This window comes from Filimonas effusa (genome assembly GCF_004118675.1).
GTDB lineage: Bacteria > Bacteroidota > Bacteroidia > Chitinophagales > Chitinophagaceae > Filimonas > Filimonas effusa.
Map to the genome: position 1 here is coordinate 358,317 of NZ_SDHZ01000005.1, position 24,321 is coordinate 382,637.

The following is a 24,321-nucleotide window of genomic DNA, read 5'->3' on the forward strand; positions in this document are numbered from 1 at the left end:
TAATTAGAGCAACCAGCCAAGTAAAAGGCAGGCGGCAACGATCAGGGGAGGGCGTATTTTGGTGTAGGCGAGAAGGAGAAAGGCGCCTACAATAACTACCGGATTCATAAAATGTGCAATGGAGCCATCGGTAATATCCAGAGAAATGCTTTTCATCAGGAACAAACTGGAGCCGGCCATGATACCAACTACTGCTGCGTTAATTCCTTCCAGAGACCGATAGATAACAGCATATTTTTTCAGGTTATGCCAAACTGGGAAAAAGAATAATACCAGCAATACGCTGGGCAGAAATAAAGCAACGCTGCCTATAATACATCCCAGGAGTTGCATATCGGCTCCTTTCTTTCGTAATAACATTCCTCCCGTAAAGGAACCAATGGAAAAAGTTGGACCTGGTACAGCACGAACCATAGCTGATCCGGTAAGAAATTCCTGCTGCGTCATTCGCAATGCACGGGGATTTTTTAATCCTGCCTGGGCAGTATTGGGTCTGATGACATATTGTTCATACATCATTGGTGTTAGCACATCTCCGCCTCCGAATACCAGGCTGCCGAAACGGTAGAAGTTCTCGAACAAGTTGAATACGCCGCGGTTTCGCCATTCATTTTTACGCGCCAGTTCACTCAATGAGCCTGCACATATAAACAAGGCAAAGAAGATCAGGATATTACCCCATTTGATTTTTTTAGGCGGAATCTCTTTCTGGGGTATGCGCTTATTGCTAAAATTTGTAGCAATTCCTGCGATTATAATAACTCCGGGGAAGATCCATGGCGTCTTGAAAAGAAAATAGGTTAAGACAGTTGCCGCTGCCATTATGCAGCGGGTGATGGTATTGTTTACTGATAGTTTGAACAGTCGGTAGGAGGAATAGGTAATGAAGCCTACAGCCAGCGGTTGAATGAATTGGAATATCCTGAAATCCTGGTTTTGCGTATCCATGTAGTTAAGCAAAAAGGATAATGCGCCCATGAGGATACAAGCGGGCAGCATCCATATCAATAGCGTAATGATTCCCAATGATATACCGCCTCTTTTGTAACCTATGAGGGTGAGTATCTGGGTAGAGGAGGCCCCGGGTAACAATTGACAGAATGCATTATACTCCATTAGCTCCTGTTCTGTGACATCTTTGCGTTGTTTGACAAAGGTGCTCAGCATCATGCTAAAATGCCCCTGAGGGCCTCCAAAAGCCGTTATACTGTGTAAAAACACGGCTTTAAGGAACGGTATATGTCTTATTAAAACCAATGTGCCAGACTGATAACCTATTTTTTTAAACCTATTTCTCTTAGTCGTTCATCCAGATATTCACCTGCGGTGGTATCGGGATATGCTTTGGGATGCTCAGCTGTAATGCAATTGTCCAGGCAGGCCAGGCTCATTTCGCTCCTGGGATGCATAAAAAAGGGCATTGAAAAGCGGCTGGTATGCCATAAATCCGGAGGTGGATTCACTACCCTGTGTGTTGTACTGCGGAGTTTATTGTTGGTTAAACGCTGCAGCATATCGCCTACATTAACTACTATCTGTTCCGGGAGGGAAGTAACATTCACCCATTCGCCTTGTTTGGTCAGGATCTGCAGGCCATCGGCAGAAGCGCCAACGAGCAACGTGATAAGATTTATATCCTCATGCTGTTCTGCTCTTATGGCTGACCGGGGTGGTGTAGTAATAGGAGGGTAGTGAATGCAACGCAGAATAGAGTTACCATTCTGCAGGTACCCGTCGAAATAAAATTCAGGCAAACCCAGATATAAGGCTATAGCCCGTAACAAAGCGGCGCCTGTTTGCTCAAAGTGCCGGTAAGCCTGTAACAGGGTACTGTTAAATTCAGGGATCTCTGTTACAGCTACGTTATCGGGATATTCTTCTTTACTGAATTCCGTGGCTCCTTCAATTGTTTGACCATATTGAAAGAATTCTTTCAGATCGGCTGCTTCACTGCCTTTGGCATGTTCGCGTCCAAAGCTTGTATAGCCGCGCTGCCCTGCCAATCCAGGTATTTCGTAAAGCCGTTTTTTTTCGAGTGGCAATGCAAAAAACTGCTGCACATATTCATACAATTCACTGATCAGCTTATCTGGTATACCATGATTTTTTACGGCAACAAAGCCTACCGATTCATAAGCTTTGCCCAGCTGTTCAGTAAAAGCTGATTTCTTTTCTTTATCGCCTCCTGTAAAGTAAGACAGGTCTACCACTGGTATGGCCATAGCAATGGGGATTTAGATGAGAAAAAGCTCACACGGAGTAAAAGTAATAAAAATAAAAAAGTCCCACCCAAAAAGGCAGGACGGTTAGTATACATACCCCCAATTGAAAGACTATTGTTTTATAAACCGGATGGCCTGAATAAAGGTTCCTCCCCAAAAGGCATTCAGCACATAATTCCCTTCATTCAGATCGGTCATGTTCAGGCACAACTGCTGTGCGCCCTGTTCTACTTTCTCTATGATTGTTTTTGCTATTCTTCCCTGTACATCCAATACTTTCAGGATTAGATCTCCTGATTTGCTAGCTGCCACATCTAAGAGGCTTAGTCCGTCGTTTAGGTCAAACCGTATGTTTGCTGGATGCATAGCGGAATAGATTTCAAAGGTCAATCAATAAAGTAACTGTGAAACTTGTATCTCTCAGTTCCAAATATGATGCCAATGCAAGGCGTTTCGCTGCTTGATGGGACCAAATACTTTGCGTAGTTTTTTGGGTTAGATAGCTGTTTTACAATGGCGAAATCAGGATTTTATCCTCTGTTTACTATCCATATACCTGAAATGAGTTAGAGAAGTGACATTTGGATTTATTTTTTTTCTTTTCCAGGGACACAAATTTTTCGATGACCATACTATAAATGCGTAATTATCTCGACAATTTCAGAGAGAACAACAGCTTTCATTAATGGAATAGGTAAACTCTTATCGGGGCATGGCAGTGGCGCTTACGATCTGTTAAAGAGCTTATAGACGGCAAAGGAAAAGGAGGCTTGATTCTACTAATTGAATGGTAGAGGCAAACAGGTGAGAAGCTTTACAGGAAGAAGGGGAGTGGTGTCTCAAATACTAACTAACGTATATAAAAAAGTCTGGCCTTTATATCCTAAGCCAGACTTTACATTAATTCGTCAGAAAGTTTTTCCATCTTTTAAATTCTTTTTTCTCCTTTGTCTCGAATAAACAAGGAATCGTTTTTATAACCTTCGAAAATACAACCACAAAGGCCTTCTGCTTTTTAAGGGCTTTCTTCATATCATTGGAGGTTTGGTAAACAGGGGGTTTTAATTATATCCTCTAATTTATATTAATATGAAGATGTGGACAAGTTTCTATAAAATTTTTTATAAAAAATGATGAAAATTTAAAAAATACCCTTATATCAAGGGGTATGAGATAACATAGAATTAATCTACTAACATATAGCGTTTAACTCCATTGATCTGCATTTCGTCCAGAACGTCTACAAGGTTGCCATAAATGGCATTGTTGCCTGGATGAATAATAACAACGGTTTCGGAAGGATCTTTATAAGCCGCTTTTACCATTGCTACTTTTTCACGAACAACCTCACGCAGTCCTGATGCACTATAGTTAGTAGCAGCGATATGGGAACTATCGTTACCATGATAATATTTTACCTGGTCAGGACCTTCCAGGAACAGTTGAAGTGTTTTACCTTCTGCTATATCAGTAGTATTACCTGCATCATCTTTAGGCAAAGGCATAAAGATGGCTTTTGGATCTGATAAGGTAGTAGTAAATATAAAGAAGGTGATCAGCAGGAAACCCAGGTCTACCATGGGTGTCAGGTCAACACGAGTAGAATGTTTGCTACATTTTGTGTTGCGCTTTTTGCCGGTTGCGTTGGGTGTAATTATTTCAGCCATAACAGTAGGTTTTATACTAATGAGATGCATTGAGATAATTCTTCCATAAGCAAAGTAATAAAAAAAGCCCCCGGTTTTCCGGAGGCTTTGGAGTAAGCATTTATATTAGTTACCGTATTCGCAGAGGAACTTGATGCGCATGATCTTTAACTGTTCCCAGTTATAATTTCCTTCTGAGAGTTCTTCCTGTGCAAGTTGTAAAGAAGATGTTTCGCAGTTACGGAAATAATCGATGATCTCGTCCTGTTCATCTTCGTCAAGTAAATCATCTATTGCATAGTCAAGGTTCAGCTTGGTTCCGCTGGCGACGATGGTTTCCATTTCTTCGAGCAAAGCATCGAGGCGGAGATCTTTATTTTTAGCGATTGTTTCCAGTGGTATTTTCTTATCTACGTTCTGGATAATGTAAATTTTATTGCTGCCTTTGTTGGCAACACTTTTCATCACAAAATCGTCGGGTTTTTCAATGTTGTTTTCTTCAACGTAACGTCCTATTAATTCAATGAAAGGTTTACCGTACCTGGCTGCTTTACCTTTACTAACGCCGGAGCATTTTTCAAGCTCGGCCATAGAGGTAGGGAACATGGTTGCCATATCCTGCAGGGAAGATTCCAGGAAGATCACAAAAGGAGGTAATCCCTTTTTCTTTGCTTCTTTCTGGCGCATCTCTTTCAGCATCTCGAAAAGCTTATTGTCGGATGCGCCGGCAGAACCACCTCCGGTTTCTGCTTCATCATCGTCTTCATTCGCGTCTTCGAAGAGGTTGTTGAGTACGATTGGGAAAGAACCAGGTTTTTTGAGGAATTTCTCTCCCGCCGGAGCAAATTTCAGCAGGCCATATTCCTCAATATCTTTTCTGATGAGATTTTCGAGTAACATCTGGCGGATAAGGCTATTCCAGAAATGTTCGTCTTTATCCTTTCCGGTACCAAAAATCGGGAGCGACTCATGCCGGAACATATTGATCTGTGGTGTAAGCCGGCCAGTGAGCATATTAATGACATATTCTGCAGGGAAACGTTCATCAAGTTCTTTTACTGCCTTCAGTACTTTCACTGCTTCATCCCTGGCTTCTACTTTTTCTTTGGGGTTGCGGCAGTTATCGCAGTTACCACAGTTTTCGGTTTCCCATACTTCGCCAAAGTAATGCAGTAATATTTTTCTGCGGCATACAGCGCTTTCGGCATAGGCCACGGTTTCGTTGATCAGCTGGGCGCCTACTTCACGTTCGCTAAGTGGTTTATCGCGCATCAGGTGCTCGAGTTTGGCCACGTCTTTATGAGAATAGTAAAGCAGACATTTGCCTTCCAGTCCATCTCGGCCTGCGCGGCCTGTTTCCTGGTAATAGTTCTCAATTGACTTTGGAATGTTATAGTGGATAACGAAACGGATATCGGGTTTGTCGATGCCCATACCAAATGCGATGGTGGCTACAATTACCTGAACATCTTCGTTAAGGAATTGATCCTGCCGGTCTGCCCTTAGTTTGGCATCCAGTCCTGCATGGTAGGCTACTGCTTTAATATTGTTGGCTACCAGCAATTCGGCGAGTTCTTCCGTTGTTTTACGGTTGAGGGTATATATGATGCCACTTTTTCCTTTGTTCTGGGAGATAAAGCGTACAATACTTTTAACGGTCTGTTCTTTCTTGATCTTTGGAAGGATCTCGTAGTACAGGTTACCCCTGTTGAATGAAGAGATAAAGATATTAGGATTGCGCAGTCCCAGGTTTTTGACGATATCACTCTGTACTTTAGGGGTGGCTGTAGCGGTAAGCGCTACCATGGGAATATCTGGATTGATCACTTCCATCATTTCGCGCAGGCGACGGTATTCGGGACGGAAATCGTGTCCCCATTCCGAAATACAGTGTGCTTCGTCTACGGCGAAGAAGGAGATTTTGAGGTCGCTGAAAAATTCCAGATTTTCCTGTTTGGTGAGTGTTTCCGGCGCTACGTATAACAATTTTGTTTTACCGCTAAGCAAATCATCTTTTACTTCTCTGATCTGGCTTTTGTTGAGCGAAGAGTTAAGAAAGTGGGCTACGTCGTCTTTTTCGCTGTAACCGCGTACCAGGTCTACCTGGTTCTTCATAAGTGCTATAAGCGGGCTTACTACGATAGCGCATCCTTCAAGGATCATTGCCGGCAGCTGGTAGCAAAGGCTTTTTCCACCGCCGGTAGGCATGATAACAAATGTATCATGACCATTCAGAAGGCTATGAATGGCTTCCTCCTGGCGTCCTTTAAACTGGTTAAATCCAAAATTCTCCTGAACGGCAGAATAAATATTGTGATTGTGTAAAATAGAAGCGGGAGTATCCTGAGAGACAGGAGTTGTTTTTTTTGCCGCAGCTTTTCTTGTAGCTGCCGGTTTTTTAGTGCTTGTTGCCATTTGTCATCTATTGTAGCCTCTCGCATCACAGCATGTGACGTCTTTTGAATTGTTTTAAGTTACTGCATTTGTTGGAGGTCACACTGTTAAAATTGTGAACGCGGTTCAAATAATCAGGGCGTTAATTGATAGGCTTTTATTAAGCTATGTGCGAAAAAGGGGAAGCGAAGTTACTGAGGATAGCTTTATTCCGGAAGTCTTTGGTGTTAAAGTTTAACTTTGCGACTATGGAAACCACGATTTTACAAAATGCATTGAAAACCATAGAGTTAGAGGCTGAGGCGATTAAAGGGCTCACCGCTTTTGTTGACGATTCTTTTCGAAAAGTGGTGGAAACTATCCACCAATCCAAGGGGAGGGTGGTGATAAGTGGGATCGGCAAAAGTGCTATCGTGGGGCAAAAGATCGTGGCCACTCTCAATTCTACCGGAACACCCGCTTTATTCATGCATGCTGCCGACGCCATCCATGGCGATCTGGGGATGATACAGCCCGACGACGTGGTTTTGCTCATCAGCAAAAGCGGCGAAAGTCCTGAAGTAAAAGTACTGGTACCGCTGATCCGCAATTTTGGTAATAAACTGATAGGTATGGTGGGACAGATGCAATCGTTTCTTGCCCAGCAGGCCGATATAGTTCTGAATACTACTGTGAGCCAGGAAGCCTGTCCCAATAACCTGGCACCTACTGCAAGCACTACTGCCCAAATGGTCATGGGCGATACCATCGCGGTATGTTTAATGCAGCTGAACAAATTCAGCGGCCGTGATTTTGCGAAGTATCATCCGGGAGGCAGCCTCGGCAAGCGTATGTACCTGCGTGTATCGGATCTGTACATTCATAACGAAAAGCCAGAGGTAGGGTTGAATGCCAGTCTGAAAGAAGTGATCATGGTAATATCGAAAAGCAGACTCGGTGCAACGGCTGTTACCGATACTGATAAAAAGGTATTGGGCATTATAACAGATGGTGATGTACGACGTATGCTGGAGCGCGTTGATGATATCAGTACAGTAAGATCTTCGGATATGCTCAGCGTCCATCCTAAAACGATCACTACCGAAGTGCTGGCAGTAGAAGCGTTGGAGATGTTACGTAAAAATGATATCAGCCAGCTGATTGTAATAAATGACCAACAAGAGTATACCGGTTTAATTCATTTACACGATCTTGTGCGCGAAGGAATTATTTAACCCTTATTTTTGATCCAACTTATACTCGAATGAACCAACATCACTATGTCGCCATTATGGCTGGAGGAATAGGCAGTCGCTTTTGGCCTCAAAGCAGAACCGCTTATCCAAAGCAATTTCTCGATATCCTGAATACAGGCAAAACGCTTATTCAATGGACATTCGACCGATTCGCCCATTTTTTACCTGCAGAGAACATTTTTGTTGTTACATCTGAGGAATACGTATCAATAGTGTTGGAACAACTGCCAGGTATCAAACCTGAAAATGTACTGGCAGAACCTAGCAGAAAAAACACTGCACCATGTGTAGCCTATATTTCACATAAACTGGCTAAGATTGATCCTGAAGCTTCGTTGATAGTAGCCCCCAGTGATCATATGGTCCTGGATACAGAAGCTTTTGAAAAAGTAGCGCTTCAGGCGCTTGATTTTGCTTCCCAGTCAAAGGCTTTTGTTACACTCGGTATTAAACCTACTTATCCTAATACAGGTTATGGTTATATCCAGCATGAAACAGAATCTGCTGCCGAGAACATCTATAAAGTAAAAACCTTTACAGAGAAGCCGGATCTTGAAATAGCAAAAAGCTTTTTAGCCAGCGGCGATTTTCTGTGGAATGCCGGCATTTTTATCTGGCAGGTAAAAAATGTGATCAAGGCATTTGAGCAGTATGAACCTGAAATGAATGAACTGTTCGTTGCCGAACAGGACAATTTCAATACTGACAAGGAAAAAGAAGCCATTAACCGTATCTATCCCCTCTGCACCAATATTTCCATTGACTATGCGATCATGGAAAAAGCAGATAACGTATATGTAATTCCTTCTTCTTTTGGATGGAGCGACCTGGGTACCTGGAACAGCGCCTACGACAATCTTGAAAAAGATTACCTGGGTAATGCTGTCGCCGGCAATAATGTAATGATTGTTGATGCTACCAAATGTATGATCAGCGCTCCGCATAATAAGCTGGTGTTATTACAGGGACTGGAAGATTGCATCGTTGTTGATACTCCCGATGCCTTGCTGATCTGTAAGAAAGATAAAGAACAGGAGATCAAAGAATACGTAGCAGAAGTAAAACGCAGCAAAGGGGACCAATATTTGTAGTCTTCCCGGAAAAGCTTTGTCATTATGGAGTTCGGAAAAGTAGCGGAGAGAGAACTGGAGCATATCGATTTCTCTCTCCCGCCTGAACCTGCCTGGAATAAAACCATCTTAAGCGGCGAAAAAGCAGAAAAACCCCAGGTTTATCTTGGCTGCGCAAAATGGGGCAGAAAAGAATGGCTGGGAAAGATCTATCCCAAAGGCACCAAAGATGCACAGTTCCTCGATCACTATGTGCATCACTATAATAGCATTGAACTAAATGCTACCCACTACCAGATCTATGGACCCGATATCATAAAACGGTGGGCAGATAAGGCTAAAGGAATCCATTTTAAATTTTGCCCCAAAGTGCCACAGGTTATCAGTCATTATAGTTCCTTTCGTAACACGGAACATATGACCAACGACTTCCTGGCAGGTATCAGTGCTTTTGGAAACCATCTGGGCCCCGTATTTCTACAGGTGAGTGAACGTTATAGCCCGGCACAGCGCGATAACCTGATGTCATACCTGGCTGCGCTCCCAAAAGATATTCAGTTTTTCCTGGAAGTAAGACATCCTCAGTGGTTCTCTGATAAAGCTATCGTACAGGATTTACTGGCTTTTTTAAAAGAAAAAAATATTGGATGGGTGATAACAGATGCAGCGGGCAGAAGGGATTGTGCTCATATGTATCTAACCGTACCGCGTTGTTTCATAAGATATGTTGGAAATAGTTTACATCCTACCGACTATACACGTATCGATGAATGGGTAAACCGCTTAAGTAACTGGCTGGACAAAGGAGTTCAGGAAATATACTTTTTTATGCATATGCATAATGAGGCATATTCTCCCGAACTCACTGTATATGTAGCTGACAAGTTAAATGCAGCCTGTGGATTACATTTAAAGAAACCCAACTTCATACAAACCAGCCTCTTTTAGTTTAGTAAAGCGTTTATAATTATACACTTCTTCTGCCTCCGATAAGAGATAACAAAAAGAGAACTAAAAAGATAAAAAATAAAATTTTAGCGATAGAAGCGGCTCCAGCGGCAATACCAGTGAAACCGAATACAGCAGCTACAATGGCTACTATTAAAAAGGTGACTGTCCAGCGTAACATAAGATAGCAATTTATGGTTAAAGAAAAGCGTTTAACAAACCATAAAATTCATAAAGCATGCCAACATTGAAAGCTGGTATATTAAGCATTTAATGATGGTCTTGTACCAAAATTTCCTCACCTGAGCCGGTTTTGCAGTCATTTAAGCAGGGATCACGTGTAAAACGGTGTTTTTAGCTTTCTTCGTCGAACAGCAGCTTATAGTATTTTTTGCCGCTCATTTCATCTATGCCTTTCTCTATAAGGTCGCGGCGCCCATGAATATATACGTGAAAGTTCTTATCCAGCTTCAACACTGTTTTAAAACCTTTCTGTTGCTGTTTTACAGCGGAAACATGAATCGCAAATTCATCTTCAATATTGATGCTTTTGGCGCTTTCATAATTTTTCTTGTATTCCATGAAACTGTCTATTACCTCGTCGTGGTGCATTACTTCGCGGGTAAATTCCTCCATGCTGAAGTCTTCTTTCTCTTTGAAATAATCCATCGAACGGTTTAACAGATCAATCTGATCGCTCTTGGCTACCTCAAATTTTTCGGGATATTCTTTTGTAATGAAGTTTTTACAAAGACTCAGATAGTTATTGGTGTGATGATAACTATCGGCATAAGGCTCTACCTGAAGGAAGTCCTTTATCCAGTATTGAGTGTCCTGCTGTTTGTTGGTAACATCTACTACACATACCACATAACCGTTCTCACGATCCTGGCGGAAGATCAGACAACCCTTGTCAAGTTTATTGATATTAACGCCTTCTTCATGAATCACTTCCCAGCTCTGGCCGTGAGGAAAGACTTTCAAAAAGGTTTCCTTACTTTCCGATTTAAATAATCCAACTGCCTGTACATAGCTATTGCCAAAAGGAACATCGTCGAAATGGGCAACATAAAATTCGCCTTCCTTTACTTTAACGTGTGTGCTTTTATTATATAGGAAATGAGCCAGTAATGCAGACTGTGCTTCGAAAGAAGCCGGATTGTCGAATATCTGCGTAACATAGGTATATACCTCGTTCAGCGCAAGGTCGCTGATATGTGTAAAGTGATATTGCTCGTTCTCATTGAAAGAGCCCAGGAAATATTTTGTCAGAAGCTTACTAACGATCTCATCATTAAGCGTAAGCGCATTGGCAGATAAGCGCAATTCTTCGCCACGGGTGGGATTGCCTACTTTATGAACAATCACTCCTTTTAACTGAACACTGTCTATTCCGGTCATGCCGCGAAGATAAGTGCAGCCGCCAGCATTTACAACGGATAGGCCGTTTCACTTTTGGTTTCCGATAAAACAAAGAAACTCTGTACCGATCTTATATTGGGCAGTGTTGCAAGTTTATTACGATAGAACAGGTGGTAGGCATCCATATCGGTGGTGGCAATACGTAAAATGAAGTCAAAGGTGCCGGTCATCTGGAAGCATTCCATCACCTCGCTGAATTTGGCTACCTCACGTTCAAAGCCCGCCAGCGTTTCGGCAGCATGATCGTTCAGCAATACCTGGCTAAAGGCAATCAGGCCCTGATTGATCTTTTTTCTGTCGAGAATGGCTACCATCTTTTTAATATAACCTTCTCTCTTCAATCGTTTAACCCGTTCATGAACAGTTGCCACAGAGCGGTGCAGCCTGAATGCAATTTCCTTGTTGGTGAGGGTGGCGTCAGCCTGCAGTAGTCTTAGTATTTCAATATCAATAGGGTCTATGTTCTCCATAATATACAGATACGATTAAAAATAAGATTCCAGGTTTTTCCAGACTACAGAAATTCAAAACTTCAATGTGTTATTTTGAAAAATTCAAATCCCCGGTGTAAAAACATACAGTAATTACAGAACCGGACATAAAGGAACTGAAAAAATAGGACTGTGTTTCGTTTTTTACCATAAAATTTATGGAATTACAGCAAATCATTGTAGTTTCTATCGGCTATTGCGAGTTTTGCTGTATTAAGTTACGATAAACCAAACAGCAATGAGCCGTATTCCGGAAGAAAAATTCGACAACCTGTGGCACCTGGTAGGCAACACACCTATGCTGGAGCTGCAATATACTTATCAGGGTAAACCCGGTAAGATCTATGTCAAATGTGAGCACTACAATCTTACGGGAAGTGTGAAAGACCGGATGGCCCTGTATATTCTTACCAGGGCTTATCAGAATGGAGAGATAAAACCCACAGATACTATTGTGGAAGCTACCTCCGGAAATACAGGTATTGCATTTGCCGCTATTGGTAAAGCGTTGGGACACGAGGTCATGATTATGATGCCCGACTGGCTGAGCAAGGAACGAATAGATATTATCCGTAGTCTGGGCGCTACCATCCGCTTGGTAAGCAAAGCCGAAGGCGGATTTAAAGGCTCCATCGCCCTGTCGGAAGAACTGCAGCGCAGTGGCGAAGGCTATTTTCTTCCTTGCCAGTTCGAAAACTGTTGTAACGCCGAAGCGCATGAACGCAGCACAGGCCCCGAAATATGGGAACAATTACAGCAGATAGGATTAAAACCCCATGCTTTCGTTGCAGGCGTTGGAACCGGTGGTACTGTTATGGGTACTGGTAAATATCTTAAGGCAATGAATCCTTCTATCAGGATCCACCCGCTTGAACCCGCTGAATCTCCAACCCTCACTACCGGATACAAAGTAGGAAGTCACAGAATACAGGGTATTTCAGATGAATTCATTCCTGCCATCGTTAAACTGGACGAACTGGATGCTGTTATCCAGGCCAATGACGGCGATGCTATTATTATGGCACAAAAGCTGGCCCAGCAACTGGGATTGGCAGTAGGTATTTCTTCCGGGGCTAACGTAATAGGCGCCATTAAACTGAAAGAACAGCTGGGAGAAGATGCCGTGGTTGTAACGCTGTTATCGGATAGCAATAAAAAATACCTGAGTACCGACCTCGTAAAAGAAGAGCCGGTAAAAGAGGGGTATGTTAGTACTAACGTTACTTTCAACGATTATCGCCCCATACCCAGGCTAAAAGAACCTATGCTGAAAAGGGCGTTGGCTACTTCTTAGCGCTACTCGCCAGACAAGTTAACTTTTTAATTCTTCCAGGCGTTGTTTGATTTCAGACAACGCCTGTTTCATTTTTTTTCCGGTAGGATCGTTCAGTATTAGTTTATACGCAAGTAATAATTCTACTGCAGGAAGAATAAACATGATGACCAGCCACTGCATTGCTATTTTTATTCCCCTGTTGGCAATAAGATCCGGCGTAATGGTAACAGCGAATAAAGTACCCGTTGTAAAAAAAGCAAAATTAAACCAGCTCCTGATACGGTCATGCTCAGCTATTACCTTTTGAAGCGACTGAACCATATTCATCTGGTCCATTGGCTTACGATTCATCCTGCGCCAGGCTATTATGGCGCTGACAATAAAAAATAAATAAACTGCAGAGATAAGTCCCAACGGAATATAAGGCCGCTTTAATTCATAATCAAAAGGATCGGTGATGATAATAAGAGAAAAGATGCCCATATAGAATAACAACAACATTATTAAGCGGACATACCTTTTTTTAATAGTCTGGAATACCGACTGGGAACGTAGGGACACTATTTCCTTCACCAGTTCTTCATTAACCGCTTTAACGGCTTCCAGTTTTTGAGTGCTTGCCTGCCAGGCAGCTTGCATCGCTTCCGGTGTCATTATGAAATAGTTTTAAATATTTTATCCAGCTTCTGACGTGTACGATTCAGTTTTACCCCCGCATTGGTTCTGGTGATGCCTGTGATCTCGGCTATCTCTTCATAACTTTTTCCGTCGAGATACAAAAGAATAACAGCTTTCTCTACCGGCGACAGTTGTTCAATGGCCTTGTAAAGCAGGCGTATATCTTCACTATCCAACCCCGGATCTGCCGGTTCGGGTATCTGTATATGTTCCAGGTAAACCGACCTCGGTTTCTTTTGCTCTTTACGGTGATGAGTGATCGCAGTATTAAGCGCTACCCGGTACAGCCAGGTAGAAAACCGCCCCTTGTTTTCATTGAACGTAGCATAGCTCTTCCATAGCTGCAATACTATTTCCTGGAAGAGATCCTGCTTATCTTCCTGCGAACTACAATAGAGATTACAGACCTTATAGATAAGTCCTCTATGTGTGTTTAATAGTTGTGTAAATTCTTTTTCCAAAGATCAAGGCTGTTTTCGGAATAAGTGATCCTAATGTACATCATGATTCGCCGGCCCATTGATATTATTACACCAATAAAAAAATCCTGCAATATTTTATGCAGGATTTTAGCAATCAGGTATAATGAACAGCAAAATAAACTGGTTAACTGTTTTGCAGAATGATCTGTTCCAACTGGCGGGCCTGTGCAACACCACTCTGCCGCCATTTTACCTGCCCTTTCTTAAACAGGATAAGCGTCGGAACACCCTGGATCTGGAAAGCACTGGCAACTGCAGGATTTTTATCTACGTCTATTTTAAGGATCGTAGCATGATCGCCCACCTTGGCTTTTAGCTCTTCCAGGATGGGTTTCATCATTTTACACGGGCCACACCATTCAGCAAAAAAATCTACCAGCACAGGTTTATCACCATTGATGATTTCTGAGAAGTTTGCCATAACCTTTGATTTATATAATAAATGCTGCAAAAAGACTGCCAACAGCAACAAAGGAACCTGCACCTAATAATCCCACTCCTCACTGTTCATCTTTTCGGAAAGTGGAATTCTGATAGTAATACGGGTACCCTGGCCGGATGCCGTATCCTTTCTATAGGCTGCTGTAATTATAAAATAACCGTTGAGAAGACTTACTCTGGATTTTATGTTCCGTAAGCCAATACCGTTTATCTCTTTCAAAGCTGCCGCCCCTATTCCTATCCCATTATCTTCCGCAACAATGGTAAGTTCATTTTTCCTGTAACTGAATTCCAGCAATACACTGCTTGCACGTGCATGTTTTACTGCATTGATCATAATTTCCTGCACTATGCGGAAAATACTCAGTTTAACTGCTTCCGAAAAGCGGGCCTCTGTTTCATTAAAATCGAAAAGTATCTCAATACCAGCATCGCCGTTCTGTGCTGTCTTCTGCTGGAGATCGGCAATATAAAGTTCAATAACGCGGTTGAGAGAATGATCCTTTATATATGCGGGCATAAGGTTGTGCGAAATATTACGTGCTTCAGTTTGTATCTGGCCTATGTTGTCACCAAGTCTGGATAATTCATGTTGCAGGGCGTCTGGCTGTAATTGCTTATTACGTGAAAGACTAAGCAGCGAATAGCGAACAGCTGTAAGAGAACTGGAAATACCATCATGAATTTCCCTGGCTATGTTATCACGTTCCTTTTCCTGCGCACGAATTACTTTCTGGTAAGTCTTTAGCCGGTAGCTTGTATATCTTTTTGCAATAGCGTAAGTAAGCAGGATTATTTCAACCAGTATCCCTATTTGTAAAAAAGCTTCTGTAAAATACATCCCCGGTGTAATGCCAAGCTCAAGCAGCGCAAGATTAAAAATGCTGCAGATCTTAAGAATGCTTGCTACAAAATAATAACGTGCTGCAATGGCCCCTTTCAGTAATGCCAGCAATAAAGCAGTAAATACAATAAGCGTACTGCACATGATCACAGCCAGAAAGCAATGTAGGTACAAGCTGTTTACTGCATAGCTACATTCATCTAGATTAACAAACGCGGGAAGCAAGGCAGCAAGTAATAATACAAATTTGGCTACATTGCCTGCACGGTAAATGCGATGATACGAATGCTTTAAATTAAGCAATACCTGGCTGATCTGTATATTCAGGAAAAGATTCAAAGAGGCGAATAGCGGGGCCGAAATAGTATTGAAAGCGGGAAAGTTGGGCCAGATAAATTCAAAACCCAATCCAAAATAACTCAGAAACCAGACAATAGAGCTAAGTATATAAAGTGTATAATACAGGTAAAGCTGGTGCCTGGTATTCATAAAGAACAAGAAACTGAAGATGGCCACAAAAAGCAACAGGCCATAGGTAATACCATCCGAAAGATAACCGCGCGTAACTGTTTTATCAAAGTAGTCTTTCTTACTAATAACAACAGGCAACAGCAATGTATGTCCTACCTGGTTTACAAAGAGGAAATAATCTCTCCTCGATCCTGCCGGCAGTGTAACATGATACTGGAAGTTCTTATGCAGGGAACTTCTCTGCTTAAACGAAATAAGATCGCCAAGCTTACCAAGGGATTGAAGCGAGTCTCCTTTCATTTCAAACAGCTCCAGTTCATTCAGCCTTGGACTTTGTATATCTATCACCATGCTTTCGGCATGGCTGCCGCTGCATTGGGTCAGAGAAAAATGGATCCAATAATGTTGCCTTGCAATCCCACCATTCAATACCGGGACCCGGGCAGGTTTAAATGCATTTTGTTTATAACGTTCAATGACATCGGAAGGAGAGAGAGGCGAAGTAGTTTCATATATCGACCAGCCTCCTGTATTCAGGTAATAAGCCTGCCTGTTTTCTGTGATGCAAATAGTACTATCAGCCGCATGTATACCTATACATGGGTACATTATGCATAGGCAGAAGAAAAGAATTGTTTTCATCGAACAGCTATAATAACAATAAAATCCATTACAGAATCATTTTATATGTAGGATTCTGTTCCTGCGGTATCCGGGCTGTATGACCGGCAGGGTAATGCGCCAGCTTCACAATAAAAACCCCCATCCGCGCGAATGTATCGGAGCGGATGGGGGCCTTGACCAGACTTGGTTATAGCGAATAGGTCAAATGATTAAAGCTCGTGCAGCAGGGCATATACTGCAAAACTCGCAAGCCAGTGCTCACCGCCATAGTTACCGGAAACAACATTAGGCAAACTCGCAGCCAGGTGGCGCGTTGCGCTTTTCAACATCGCTTTGCGACGCGGATCAGCAGCAGGCAAAAACGAGGCAATGCGTTGTAAACACCAGCTCCTGCTAAAACATAAGCCGTCGAGATGAACGATCTGGTAATCGGTTCTGTCGCTCACTACCGGTAATTCCAGCAAATGGCTAAGACCTTGTTGACTTAGAAATGAATTGAACCAGCGCGTGAATTCTTTGGGAGAAAGAATACGGCTCATCAAATCAGCTTCTTCAAGAGCAGGTGATAGAAAGTCGGTGCCGTTGGGCTCCCAGGAGGCCGGGGCATTTTTATCTTTCAAAAACAACTGTTTTGCATGTTTCTTTAATGCCCATTCAAAAGCAGTATCCTTTGCCGCCTGTGCATAGTCGAGCGCGAACACCAGGCCAAAAGCGGTGTTAGGATGAACCCCTGTACGGTTGGGATAAGTTTCTTTAGGCAGATAAACCTTCCACAGTTCTGCTATCCTGGTTACAAGCGGCTGCAGGTTCTCATGCCAGAGTTTGCCCTGAGGATCGTTCCAGGTAATAAGCTCGGCATCCAGTTTAAGAAGCCATGCCCACCCGTAAGTTCTTTCCCAGGTATTGGAGATCATACCCTGGAAATAGGCGGCTTCCTTCTCCATTTTATCATACTGGAGATTTGTATTAAGCGCTTGCCTGATGCGGTCTTCTCCACCTATATTCTTAAATTGTTTTAGTAGCCTTACCAGCATCCAATGCCCATGTACACTGCTATGCCAGTCGAAACATCCAAAAAAAGCCGGGTGCAGCTGACTTGGAGTTAATTTATGATCCGCCTCCTTCATAGAGGTATGACTGGTTTTATTGGGATATTCCTGCTGCAGACACTTGAGCGGCAATGATGCCAGGTGCGCTGCTCCCTGGGGCGTAAGCGTAAAAGCAGTACTGTCACTGTTAACGGTAAATAAGCCTGTTACCGACTGGGCTGTGATCAGGAAAGGTGTTACCAGAATACAACAAATGAAAAAGCATTTCTTCATAGAAGGGTATCTATTTTGCTGCAATTTATAGTAATATTATACGCTGAACTAAAACCGGAACCTTATGTCACAATTAATAACGGGCATACACCACGTTACTGCCCTGGCAGGAGATGCGCAGGAGAATATCGATTTTTATTGTGGGATCCTTGGCGTTCGTATGGTAAAAAAAACCGTGAACTTTGATGCCCGGGAAGTATACCACTTCTATTATGGCGATGAGGTAGGCCACCCCGGCAGTATCCTTACGTTCTTTCCCTATGCAGGTATTGCCGCCGGTCGCCACGGAAAAGGCATGCTGAATACCACCAGCTTCTCAGTGCCGGCCGCTTCTTTCCCTTACTGGGAAGAAAGACTGAAGAAATTTTCAGTGACAACAAAACAACCCGAAGAACGATTCGACGGAGAACTTGTCGTTTATTTTGAAGACCCCGATGGATTAGGGCTGGAACTTGTATTCAACGATAAAGACCAGCGGCCCGGATTTACTTACGGACATATTCCAATAGAACATGCTATCAGGGGCTTCTATAATGTGGAGATCTGGGAAGAAGGTTACGAACGTACAGCAGGATTGCTGACAGAGCAACTGAACCATACACTGATAGCTGAAAAAGGAAACCGCTTCCGCTTTGCAGCCAACGACAGCCCCGGCAACTATATCGATATCTTGTGCGCACCCGATACGCTAAAAGGATTGGGCGGCGGCGGAACAGTACACCACCTCGCATTCAGTACACCCGACAGGGCCAGCCAGGAGCAGGTGCGCATAAAGATCTCCCAGCGAATGCTGAATCCCACACCTGTATTAGATCGCAACTATTTTACCTCCATCTATTTCCGTGAACCTGGTGGCGTTCTTTTCGAAGTAGCCACAGCAGGCCCCGGATTCACAGTAGATGAGGAGAAAGATCATCTGGGCGAAGAACTGAAACTGCCTTCCTGGTTCGAAACTTCCAGGGAACAAATAGAAAAAGCCGTTCCGCCGGTAAGCTTCAAAGCCGACGACTATCGTTAATAAAAAACAGGTCTGCCCACGTGGGCAGACCTGCTACAAATAAACCGGGCGATGTCTATTTGTAGTGGAACACCCATTCGTCACCTTCTTCATTCGAAGGATGAGCGGAATAGGTTGTAACAGACTTGATTTTTTCCAGTTTCCTGTTGGTAATAGTAAAACTGGCGTTGTATTTCCTTTCAACTACAGCCGCATTGCGTCCTTCTGCCCGCGAAACAACGATTTCAGCAGGCAGCCTGTTAAGCTGCGTAAGCAGGGAATAATTGTAGATCATATACAGATCATCAGATACTGCCGGCCCCATAAGGCTGGCGGCATCAAAATCACACTCCTCCGAATAGCCGTGAATAACAGTGGTTGTAACAACACTATTTCCTATAGAAGTTATTTTCGCCGGCAGCCCGTCAATATTATACTGGTACAAGTGCGTGGTATGAAGATGCATGCCACTGCTGTCGGCAGTGAAATATTGCATTTCTTCCAGCATCCCGTTAGGGGCGTACGAGAACACCAGCTTATAGCCATTGGTCGCACTGTCTTTGCCGGAAGATGTTACAGTGGTCAGATAGCCATTCGTATAACTGTAAATGGCGGCCGGCTCACCGTTTACCGCTGTGCGTGTCAGTTGTTTATCAGCATAGGCATATGCTGTGAACGATGGCGCCAGCTCATTGTTATAAAATACCTCCGCCAGGGTGCTGTCCGCATTATAGGAATAAATAGCAGTGGTATTGCTGTTCTTAAATTCCACTTTATCAAGAAGATAGGAAGACATATGTGTTGGGGCAATTGCCTGCAGCCCCGACTTGTCCTTTGAACAACTGCCGAGCAGAATGGTGAAAAAAAGGACAATCGCGACACTGGATCTCATACAAGCCTGTTTTCTTACATAAAAGATACATTCCGGTGAATGATCGTTGCATGAAAACACAGATTTTTAAATGGCTATTTTGAAACGGACAAATCGGGTTTTGAGAAAGAATTGCGAAGTTTGTTTTGTCATGGAAAAGAAAAAGCCCGATGTAGACGTAATAGAGAAAGTGCTGGATGCCTGTTATAAGGCCAACCCCGACGCTTTGTTTGTAATGAGTCTCATGCACCAATACGAGGAAAGAGGTAGTTTAAGCAAGAAACAGCTACAGGGACTCTTCGAAAAGGCAAAAAAAGTACGCGATCTGCCACCCAACCTGCTGGCTACCCTGGAAGCCAGGATCTTAAAAATGCCAACCCGGAATAAAGCCCTACCCGATCTGGAAAAAGTGAAAGCCGCCCCCTTCACAAAAGATGCGCATGCCGGCGCGCTTATCAACGACATCCTAACCCGGTATCCCCAGCATAAAAGGGTCTTATTCCTCAAATCCCGCTACGACAATAACGAAGTGTTATCTCCCTCCGAAGTCAGCGAACTCGAAAAGTTCGGTAAAATATTATTGAAATAATACCGCCTGCTCTAAAGAGCTGCATTACTTGGTTACAAAAGCTTCATGCTTTTAAATACCCTCCCGTTATGCGTTTGTTGCTGTTTTTCCTCAGATATATAACAAGTAAAACGCTGATTTACTGAAATATTATATCTAACCGTATGCAGGCACGGTCCTTTTGGCCCCATTTTAAACCTTAGATTATGAGACCTATCTGGACGGGCGCCATCGGTTTTGGCCTTGTAAACATCCCGGTTAAATTATACAGCGCTACACAGGGCAGCGAGCTGGATCTGGATATGCTGGATAAAAAAGACCTTTCCAATATAAAATTCAAAAGAGTGAACGAGAGTACCGGCAAAGAAGTTCCCTGGAGCCAGATTGTAAAAGGATACCTCATGAACGATAAATATGTAATTCTCTCCGATAAGGATTTCGAAAGCGCCAACGCCGAAAAAACAAAAACGATCTCCATATCAGAGTTCGTCAACGAAACGGAGATAGATCCCGTATATTACGAAACTCCCTATTACCTGGAACCCGATAAATCCGGGGTAAGAGCCTATGCCTTGCTGCGCGAAGCTTTGGCTAAAACAGGTAAAGTAGGTGTCGCAAGTTTCGTTATGCGTAACAAAGAAGGCCTGGCAATACTGCGCGCCCAGGACGATGTAATACTGCTCAACCGTATCAGGTTTCACCAGGAAATAAGACCACAGACAGATCTTAACCTGCCTAAAAAATCGTCGGTCAAACCTGCTGAACTGAAAATGGCAATATCCCTTATAGACCAGTTGACAGAACCTTTCGATATCTCAAAATACAAAGACACCTATACCGATCAATTGATGAAGGTCATTAAGGCAAAAGCAAAAGGCGCCAAGCCCAAAGTATCACACCTTAAAGTTGTCCATAAAAAATCCAGTGACCTTCTGTCTCAATTAAAAGCAAGCCTGGGAGGAAGTGGAACCAGGCGGAAGAAGGCCTCATAATCCGGCGACTCTCAATACCTGCAAAAGCAAAGCCTTACAAAAACACAGAAAGGAATGAAGTTGCAGATCTATCAAAAAATGGTAACTTTTGCATTAAAAGAAACCATATGGAAACGGCTGCCAAGATTCTGATCGGTCTTATTGCGATAGAGCATCTTTATATTTTGTGGATGGAGATGTTTGCCTGGGAAACCGCCGGCAAACGTACTTTTAAAAGCTTACCTGAACATTTGTTTAAACCCACAAAAGCCTTGGCCGCAAACCAGGGGCTGTACAATGGCTTTTTATCCGCCGGGTTAATATGGTCTTTGTGTGTCGGCGATATCCAATGGCAGCGGAATATAGCATTGTTCTTTTTAGCATGCGTAGCAATAGCCGGCATCTATGGAGCCGCCACCGCCTCCAGGCGCATCTTCTTTGTACAGGCCCTGCCAGCTATAGCAGGCTTGTTATTGGTATGGCTGAAATAACGTAATTATTTCCAGTCTATAGTAAGATCCCGGTATTCAAATTTGATAGTGCTGCTATGCTTTTCATGAAAATAATCTACAGCAACCAGCTTGAATAGCTGCGTGGACGGTAATACTTTTTTGAAAACAATTGTCGCCTTGATAGGTGTTTCTGTATAGGCGGTATTCGCTCTCCATGAACTACCTATATGAGTATCATCGGTCGGGTATTCATTTCCTTCTGCATCAATGGCCTGCGCCCTGTCAAAAGAAACCCTTTGATTGGGATCATGATTTACAATCGTAAGTGTAAGCGTTACTGTTTGTTCTTTTTTATTACCTTCAACCTTGATAATATTGAAATCAATATTTAAAGAAGTAGCTGTTTTTACAGGGGTAGTGATCTTTAATGCTTTTCGCAGGTATTCATTTTCTTTCTTTACTTCGTCGCAGGCAGATTGAGAAAACGCAGTTGATGGAATGAGAACAATGGCGAAAAAGCATAGAACGCAGTTTAACTGTCTCATAGTGTAATCATTTTACGGTTAATATTGTATTTTTCTTTCGACAATTTACAAAAAATAAAATGATTAACTTTTCCCGCCACTATTTTTCAAATCATACCTGTTAGTACCATTCACCCCCCAAAAACAGGCTCCGCCATTAGGCAATAGCACCGCTTCTGCATCAATTAAAACACTCCCCCCAACAGTTACAAAAGAATGCGCTTTATATACGGCCTTACAAGCCGCCTTAGAGCCGCCCGGGAGCTACTCCCATAAACGAAATCAACTTGATCCCGAATCCCCGCCCACAAATTTTCGAACTGATCCTTTATTTTTCCGGAATTAAAAGGCGCTGACTTATCAGATGAATTTATTGAACAAAGAACAATTGCCTTTAAAGTAAGCGCCATTGATAAAGTGCTTCGCTTACACGTTGCTCCCGCTGCTGGTGTTGAAGGAAAGCTGACAAATGCACATTTCCCGTCATACTTTTGGTGGAATGGCTGGGGATGCTATTCCTATTCAGATGCTACAGAAACTTTACCGGCACTCTCATGTATCTACTACCATTGCTTACCAAGCCAATTTTATTAATCAGGCAGCGGACGATGCATTAGATGCTGTCATTGAAAATCGAGTTAAAAAGAACCCCAAACCATAACATGCCCTAGTTGTTTTTCCAGACCTCTTGCCATCTTTTAAATTCTGATGGTCGTATGTGATACCTGGCAAAATTTCCTTCATGGACTGCCAACAATTCTGTTTCAACCGCTTCAATAAACTTTGTTTGATCTTTGTCAAACAGCTCAGCTTCGCCGTGTATCAAATCTGTTGCTTGTTTAGGAGTTAACGCTTGGGATATGATTTCAGTGATTAGACTTTTTATAGGTTCTCGGTATTCCAATCTGAATGGGTCAGGTTCACCTAACGATTGGCGTAATGCTGCATAACGTTGGGCTGATCTTTCATAAGCCCACATAAATACATCTTTGAAAAGCTCAATCCTGTTTAATTCATAAATACCCATGATGCCCTGTACATAGATCTCACCGGGAACATCTACGAAGGCCAAAGGTGAAAAATTATGTTTGTTCAAAGGAATATTGGCAGCCAGACGTGAAACCCTTTTGTTTACATCGTCAAAAGGCTGTAAGTAGGGCAACTGGACCATGATGAAAAAAGCCTGTTCAAAGGGATTTTCTATCTGGTTAGCTTTATCAAGCAGCAATTCAAACATTTCTTCTATTTGCTGCGGTATGCTTAAAGGAGTAAATACTGAATTACTGATACCCACCCCCATGCTTCTAAGCCGCCCGGATGCTGCCGGATCTGGCAAAAGGTTGCTTGATAACATGGCGTGCAGGTTGGTTAACGTATATCTGTTTAAGCCAATTTCCTCGCTGCCCTGGACAATAAATTCAATAGCATCCTTATGGTTCAGGATCATTTGTGCTTCTGCTGCTGTTTTATTGTCAGCTTCTTCCCCTTGTGAAATCAGGCGTTGTGTATCCAGTAAGCTATATGTATTTCCTTCCAAGCGGCTAGAATTCCAGGACAAGTCTATAAGCAATCTTTGCAAAACTTCTTTAGCGTATGTTCCTGCTGGCTGGTTTAAACGTGCCGTTTTACCCAGAGAGGCGAGTTTGTTTTTATCTTCTGGCGTTAAGTAGCTGTCGATATTTGGGCGATAACTGGTTAGAAATTTCAGGTCATACCCGACTGGATGGCGTTTTGCGCTTGGCTTTGAAATGATAGCCTTTATTTCCTTACCCATAGTGGATAACGGGACAATCTCGTCCTCTGTATCCTTAATGACCTCAGGATATGAAATATGAATAGGATGATACAATGTGCTTTTACGCTGGCCGGATATACTGATGCGTCCTTGATCGGCCAATTCTTTTAATCGTCGTTGAAGGGTTCGCAATTCAAGCCCTGTAATCTGGCGAATATCTTCGATTGAGGTCCCATCCTTAAATTTTTTCAGGGACTGCTCAACTAGATTTAATTCTTGCTCTAACTGTTGTTTGGTTATTCTCATGGGCTGTTTACACGACTATTATAGGATTTATGCGACTAATATACCCTATTTATTGTCGCAAATCAAGTTTTTACGACAATAAAGTCTAATAATAGTCGTAAAAATCGCATATACGACTAATACTCTTAGTTATACGACAATAAATTTGAGGTTTCTTTTTCTTTTCATAGCTGTCTTTCTGGGCACCATCCCTGACAGGACCATGAACGGAGCGTCGCCTTTACATTTGCCCAGGGAACCGAACGCTGGTATCCCCCCAAACACCCCGCACGAGCAACAAACAGGCAAATAATTTATCATTGCACCCAATTTATAGGCAACTGTGTTTAAC

24 protein-coding genes are annotated in these 24,321 nt (G+C 42.8%); 8 read left to right on the plus strand and 16 right to left on the minus strand.

Annotated elements, in window-relative coordinates:
- Positions 1-3: 3 nt before the first annotated feature.
- From chrA to recQ, 5 genes are all read right to left on the minus strand, one after another.
- Complete coding sequence (gene chrA / locus ESB13_RS22990; RefSeq protein WP_281275064.1) at positions 4-1,221, minus strand: chromate efflux transporter; 1,218 nt, start codon at positions 1,219-1,221, stop codon at positions 4-6.
- 53 nt (positions 1,222-1,274) lie between these two features.
- A complete protein-coding gene (locus ESB13_RS22995) occupies positions 1,275-2,222 on the minus strand; it encodes an isopenicillin N synthase family dioxygenase (RefSeq protein ID WP_129006292.1) in 948 nt (315 codons plus the stop codon).
- Positions 2,223-2,333: 111 nt separating this feature from the next.
- Positions 2,334-2,588: a hypothetical protein gene (locus tag ESB13_RS23000; protein WP_129006294.1), complete on the minus strand. Its 255-nt coding sequence runs from the start codon at positions 2,586-2,588 to the stop codon at positions 2,334-2,336.
- An 818-nt stretch (positions 2,589-3,406) separates the two neighbouring features.
- Positions 3,407-3,889 (minus strand): ExbD/TolR family protein, encoded by a 483-nt coding sequence (locus ESB13_RS23005; protein WP_164974324.1) that lies wholly within the window; start codon positions 3,887-3,889, stop codon positions 3,407-3,409.
- A gap of 105 nt (positions 3,890-3,994) precedes the next feature.
- The gene (recQ, locus tag ESB13_RS23010; RefSeq protein ID WP_129006298.1) at positions 3,995-6,283 is read right to left on the minus strand and encodes a DNA helicase RecQ; all 2,289 of its coding nucleotides are present in this window, start codon (positions 6,281-6,283) and stop codon (positions 3,995-3,997) included.
- 227 nt (positions 6,284-6,510) lie between these two features.
- Here recQ and ESB13_RS23015 point away from each other — a divergent pair, with 227 nt between their 5' ends.
- Genes ESB13_RS23015 through ESB13_RS23025 form a run of 3 tightly spaced genes read left to right on the plus strand, consistent with a single transcriptional unit; the run spans position 6,511 to position 9,515 of the window.
- A complete protein-coding gene (locus ESB13_RS23015; RefSeq protein ID WP_129006300.1) occupies positions 6,511-7,476 on the plus strand; it encodes a KpsF/GutQ family sugar-phosphate isomerase in 966 nt (321 codons plus the stop codon).
- A gap of 29 nt (positions 7,477-7,505) precedes the next feature.
- Positions 7,506-8,588 carry a mannose-1-phosphate guanylyltransferase gene (locus ESB13_RS23020; RefSeq protein WP_129006302.1) on the plus strand — a complete coding sequence of 361 codons (1,083 nt, stop codon included), beginning with the start codon at positions 7,506-7,508 and terminating at the stop codon, positions 8,586-8,588.
- A gap of 24 nt (positions 8,589-8,612) precedes the next feature.
- Positions 8,613-9,515: a DUF72 domain-containing protein gene (locus ESB13_RS23025; RefSeq protein WP_129006304.1), complete on the plus strand. Its 903-nt coding sequence runs from the start codon at positions 8,613-8,615 to the stop codon at positions 9,513-9,515.
- A 19-nt stretch (positions 9,516-9,534) separates the two neighbouring features.
- Here ESB13_RS23025 and ESB13_RS23030 read toward each other — a convergent pair whose 3' ends face one another.
- From ESB13_RS23030 to ESB13_RS23040, 3 genes are all read right to left on the minus strand, one after another.
- A complete protein-coding gene (locus tag ESB13_RS23030) occupies positions 9,535-9,696 on the minus strand; it encodes a DUF1328 family protein (RefSeq protein WP_129006306.1) in 162 nt (53 codons plus the stop codon).
- 173 nt (positions 9,697-9,869) lie between these two features.
- Complete coding sequence (locus ESB13_RS23035; protein ID WP_129006308.1) at positions 9,870-10,916, minus strand: nucleoid-associated protein; 1,047 nt, start codon at positions 10,914-10,916, stop codon at positions 9,870-9,872.
- Between the two features lie 29 nt (positions 10,917-10,945).
- A complete protein-coding gene (locus ESB13_RS23040) occupies positions 10,946-11,407 on the minus strand; it encodes an Lrp/AsnC family transcriptional regulator (protein WP_129006310.1) in 462 nt (153 codons plus the stop codon).
- A 259-nt stretch (positions 11,408-11,666) separates the two neighbouring features.
- Here ESB13_RS23040 and ESB13_RS23045 point away from each other — a divergent pair, with 259 nt between their 5' ends.
- Positions 11,667-12,722, plus strand: a complete 1,056-nt coding sequence (locus ESB13_RS23045; RefSeq protein WP_129006312.1) for a PLP-dependent cysteine synthase family protein — start codon at positions 11,667-11,669, stop codon at positions 12,720-12,722.
- Between the two features lie 18 nt (positions 12,723-12,740).
- Here ESB13_RS23045 and ESB13_RS23050 read toward each other — a convergent pair whose 3' ends face one another.
- The 5 genes from ESB13_RS23050 to ESB13_RS23070 all read right to left on the minus strand — a co-directional run bounded on the left by ESB13_RS23050 (position 12,741) and on the right by ESB13_RS23070 (position 17,566).
- Positions 12,741-13,358 carry a hypothetical protein gene (locus ESB13_RS23050; protein WP_129006314.1) on the minus strand — a complete coding sequence of 206 codons (618 nt, stop codon included), beginning with the start codon at positions 13,356-13,358 and terminating at the stop codon, positions 12,741-12,743.
- Positions 13,358-13,843: an RNA polymerase sigma factor gene (locus ESB13_RS23055; RefSeq protein WP_129006316.1), complete on the minus strand. Its 486-nt coding sequence runs from the start codon at positions 13,841-13,843 to the stop codon at positions 13,358-13,360. The genes ESB13_RS23050 and ESB13_RS23055 overlap by 1 nt, the downstream gene beginning before the upstream one ends.
- Before the next feature lie 145 nt (positions 13,844-13,988).
- A complete protein-coding gene (trxA, locus tag ESB13_RS23060; RefSeq protein ID WP_129006318.1) occupies positions 13,989-14,285 on the minus strand; it encodes a thioredoxin in 297 nt (98 codons plus the stop codon).
- A gap of 63 nt (positions 14,286-14,348) precedes the next feature.
- Positions 14,349-16,229 carry a sensor histidine kinase gene (locus ESB13_RS23065; RefSeq protein WP_164974325.1) on the minus strand — a complete coding sequence of 627 codons (1,881 nt, stop codon included), beginning with the start codon at positions 16,227-16,229 and terminating at the stop codon, positions 14,349-14,351.
- 224 nt (positions 16,230-16,453) lie between these two features.
- A complete protein-coding gene (locus ESB13_RS23070; protein ID WP_129006322.1) occupies positions 16,454-17,566 on the minus strand; it encodes a DUF2891 domain-containing protein in 1,113 nt (370 codons plus the stop codon).
- 64 nt (positions 17,567-17,630) lie between these two features.
- Between ESB13_RS23070 and ESB13_RS23075 the strand changes: the two genes are divergently transcribed.
- Positions 17,631-18,584, plus strand: coding sequence for a VOC family protein (locus tag ESB13_RS23075; protein ID WP_129006324.1), 954 nt, complete (start codon positions 17,631-17,633; stop codon positions 18,582-18,584).
- 55 nt (positions 18,585-18,639) lie between these two features.
- On the opposite strand, the gene ESB13_RS23080 is transcribed toward ESB13_RS23075, so the two are convergent.
- Complete coding sequence (locus ESB13_RS23080) at positions 18,640-19,455, minus strand: hypothetical protein (RefSeq protein WP_129006326.1); 816 nt, start codon at positions 19,453-19,455, stop codon at positions 18,640-18,642.
- A gap of 130 nt (positions 19,456-19,585) precedes the next feature.
- Between ESB13_RS23080 and ESB13_RS23085 the strand changes: the two genes are divergently transcribed.
- The 3 genes from ESB13_RS23085 to ESB13_RS23095 all read left to right on the plus strand — a co-directional run bounded on the left by ESB13_RS23085 (position 19,586) and on the right by ESB13_RS23095 (position 21,464).
- On the plus strand, positions 19,586-20,023 hold the full coding sequence (locus tag ESB13_RS23085; RefSeq protein WP_129006328.1) for a hypothetical protein: 438 nt from the start codon (positions 19,586-19,588) through the stop codon (positions 20,021-20,023).
- A 185-nt stretch (positions 20,024-20,208) separates the two neighbouring features.
- The gene (gene ku, locus ESB13_RS23090) at positions 20,209-20,994 is read left to right on the plus strand and encodes a non-homologous end joining protein Ku (RefSeq protein WP_129006330.1); all 786 of its coding nucleotides are present in this window, start codon (positions 20,209-20,211) and stop codon (positions 20,992-20,994) included.
- A 107-nt stretch (positions 20,995-21,101) separates the two neighbouring features.
- On the plus strand, positions 21,102-21,464 hold the full coding sequence (locus tag ESB13_RS23095; protein ID WP_129006332.1) for a DUF1304 domain-containing protein: 363 nt from the start codon (positions 21,102-21,104) through the stop codon (positions 21,462-21,464).
- Between the two features lie 5 nt (positions 21,465-21,469).
- Here the strand turns inward: ESB13_RS23095 and ESB13_RS23100 are convergent, their stop codons facing one another.
- Together ESB13_RS23100 and ESB13_RS23110 are read right to left on the minus strand one after the other, a co-directional pair.
- The gene (locus ESB13_RS23100) at positions 21,470-21,970 is read right to left on the minus strand and encodes a hypothetical protein (protein ID WP_129006334.1); all 501 of its coding nucleotides are present in this window, start codon (positions 21,968-21,970) and stop codon (positions 21,470-21,472) included.
- Positions 21,971-22,616: 646 nt separating this feature from the next.
- Positions 22,617-23,990 carry a Fic family protein gene (locus ESB13_RS23110; protein ID WP_129006336.1) on the minus strand — a complete coding sequence of 458 codons (1,374 nt, stop codon included), beginning with the start codon at positions 23,988-23,990 and terminating at the stop codon, positions 22,617-22,619.
- Positions 23,991-24,321: the final 331 nt, after the last annotated feature.

What these genes read in the sequence shown, in the direction of transcription:
- ESB13_RS23005 (WP_164974324.1), bottom strand. Translation starts at nt 3,889, where the DNA reads ATGGCTGAAATAATTACACCCAACGCAACCGGCAAAAAGCGCAACACA.
- ESB13_RS23085 (WP_129006328.1), top strand. Translation starts at nt 19,586, where the DNA reads ATGGAAAAGAAAAAGCCCGATGTAGACGTAATAGAGAAAGTGCTGGAT.
- recQ (WP_129006298.1), bottom strand. Translation starts at nt 6,283, where the DNA reads ATGGCAACAAGCACTAAAAAACCGGCAGCTACAAGAAAAGCTGCGGCA.
- ku (WP_129006330.1), top strand. Translation starts at nt 20,209, where the DNA reads ATGAGACCTATCTGGACGGGCGCCATCGGTTTTGGCCTTGTAAACATC.
- ESB13_RS23075 (WP_129006324.1), top strand. Translation starts at nt 17,631, where the DNA reads ATGTCACAATTAATAACGGGCATACACCACGTTACTGCCCTGGCAGGA.
- ESB13_RS23080 (WP_129006326.1), bottom strand. Translation starts at nt 19,455, where the DNA reads ATGAGATCCAGTGTCGCGATTGTCCTTTTTTTCACCATTCTGCTCGGC.
- ESB13_RS23015 (WP_129006300.1), top strand. Translation starts at nt 6,511, where the DNA reads ATGGAAACCACGATTTTACAAAATGCATTGAAAACCATAGAGTTAGAG.
- ESB13_RS23070 (WP_129006322.1), bottom strand. Translation starts at nt 17,566, where the DNA reads ATGAAGAAATGCTTTTTCATTTGTTGTATTCTGGTAACACCTTTCCTG.
- trxA (WP_129006318.1), bottom strand. Translation starts at nt 14,285, where the DNA reads ATGGCAAACTTCTCAGAAATCATCAATGGTGATAAACCTGTGCTGGTA.
- ESB13_RS23020 (WP_129006302.1), top strand. Translation starts at nt 7,506, where the DNA reads ATGAACCAACATCACTATGTCGCCATTATGGCTGGAGGAATAGGCAGT.
- ESB13_RS23035 (WP_129006308.1), bottom strand. Translation starts at nt 10,916, where the DNA reads ATGACCGGAATAGACAGTGTTCAGTTAAAAGGAGTGATTGTTCATAAA.
- ESB13_RS23030 (WP_129006306.1), bottom strand. Translation starts at nt 9,696, where the DNA reads ATGTTACGCTGGACAGTCACCTTTTTAATAGTAGCCATTGTAGCTGCT.
- ESB13_RS23000 (WP_129006294.1), bottom strand. Translation starts at nt 2,588, where the DNA reads ATGCATCCAGCAAACATACGGTTTGACCTAAACGACGGACTAAGCCTC.
- ESB13_RS23065 (WP_164974325.1), bottom strand. Translation starts at nt 16,229, where the DNA reads ATGTACCCATGTATAGGTATACATGCGGCTGATAGTACTATTTGCATC.
- ESB13_RS23095 (WP_129006332.1), top strand. Translation starts at nt 21,102, where the DNA reads ATGGAAACGGCTGCCAAGATTCTGATCGGTCTTATTGCGATAGAGCAT.
- ESB13_RS23045 (WP_129006312.1), top strand. Translation starts at nt 11,667, where the DNA reads ATGAGCCGTATTCCGGAAGAAAAATTCGACAACCTGTGGCACCTGGTA.
- ESB13_RS23110 (WP_129006336.1), bottom strand. Translation starts at nt 23,990, where the DNA reads ATGAGAATAACCAAACAACAGTTAGAGCAAGAATTAAATCTAGTTGAG.
- ESB13_RS23040 (WP_129006310.1), bottom strand. Translation starts at nt 11,407, where the DNA reads ATGGAGAACATAGACCCTATTGATATTGAAATACTAAGACTACTGCAG.
- ESB13_RS23050 (WP_129006314.1), bottom strand. Translation starts at nt 13,358, where the DNA reads ATGACACCGGAAGCGATGCAAGCTGCCTGGCAGGCAAGCACTCAAAAA.
- ESB13_RS23100 (WP_129006334.1), bottom strand. Translation starts at nt 21,970, where the DNA reads ATGAGACAGTTAAACTGCGTTCTATGCTTTTTCGCCATTGTTCTCATT.
- ESB13_RS22995 (WP_129006292.1), bottom strand. Translation starts at nt 2,222, where the DNA reads ATGGCCATACCAGTGGTAGACCTGTCTTACTTTACAGGAGGCGATAAA.
- ESB13_RS23025 (WP_129006304.1), top strand. Translation starts at nt 8,613, where the DNA reads ATGGAGTTCGGAAAAGTAGCGGAGAGAGAACTGGAGCATATCGATTTC.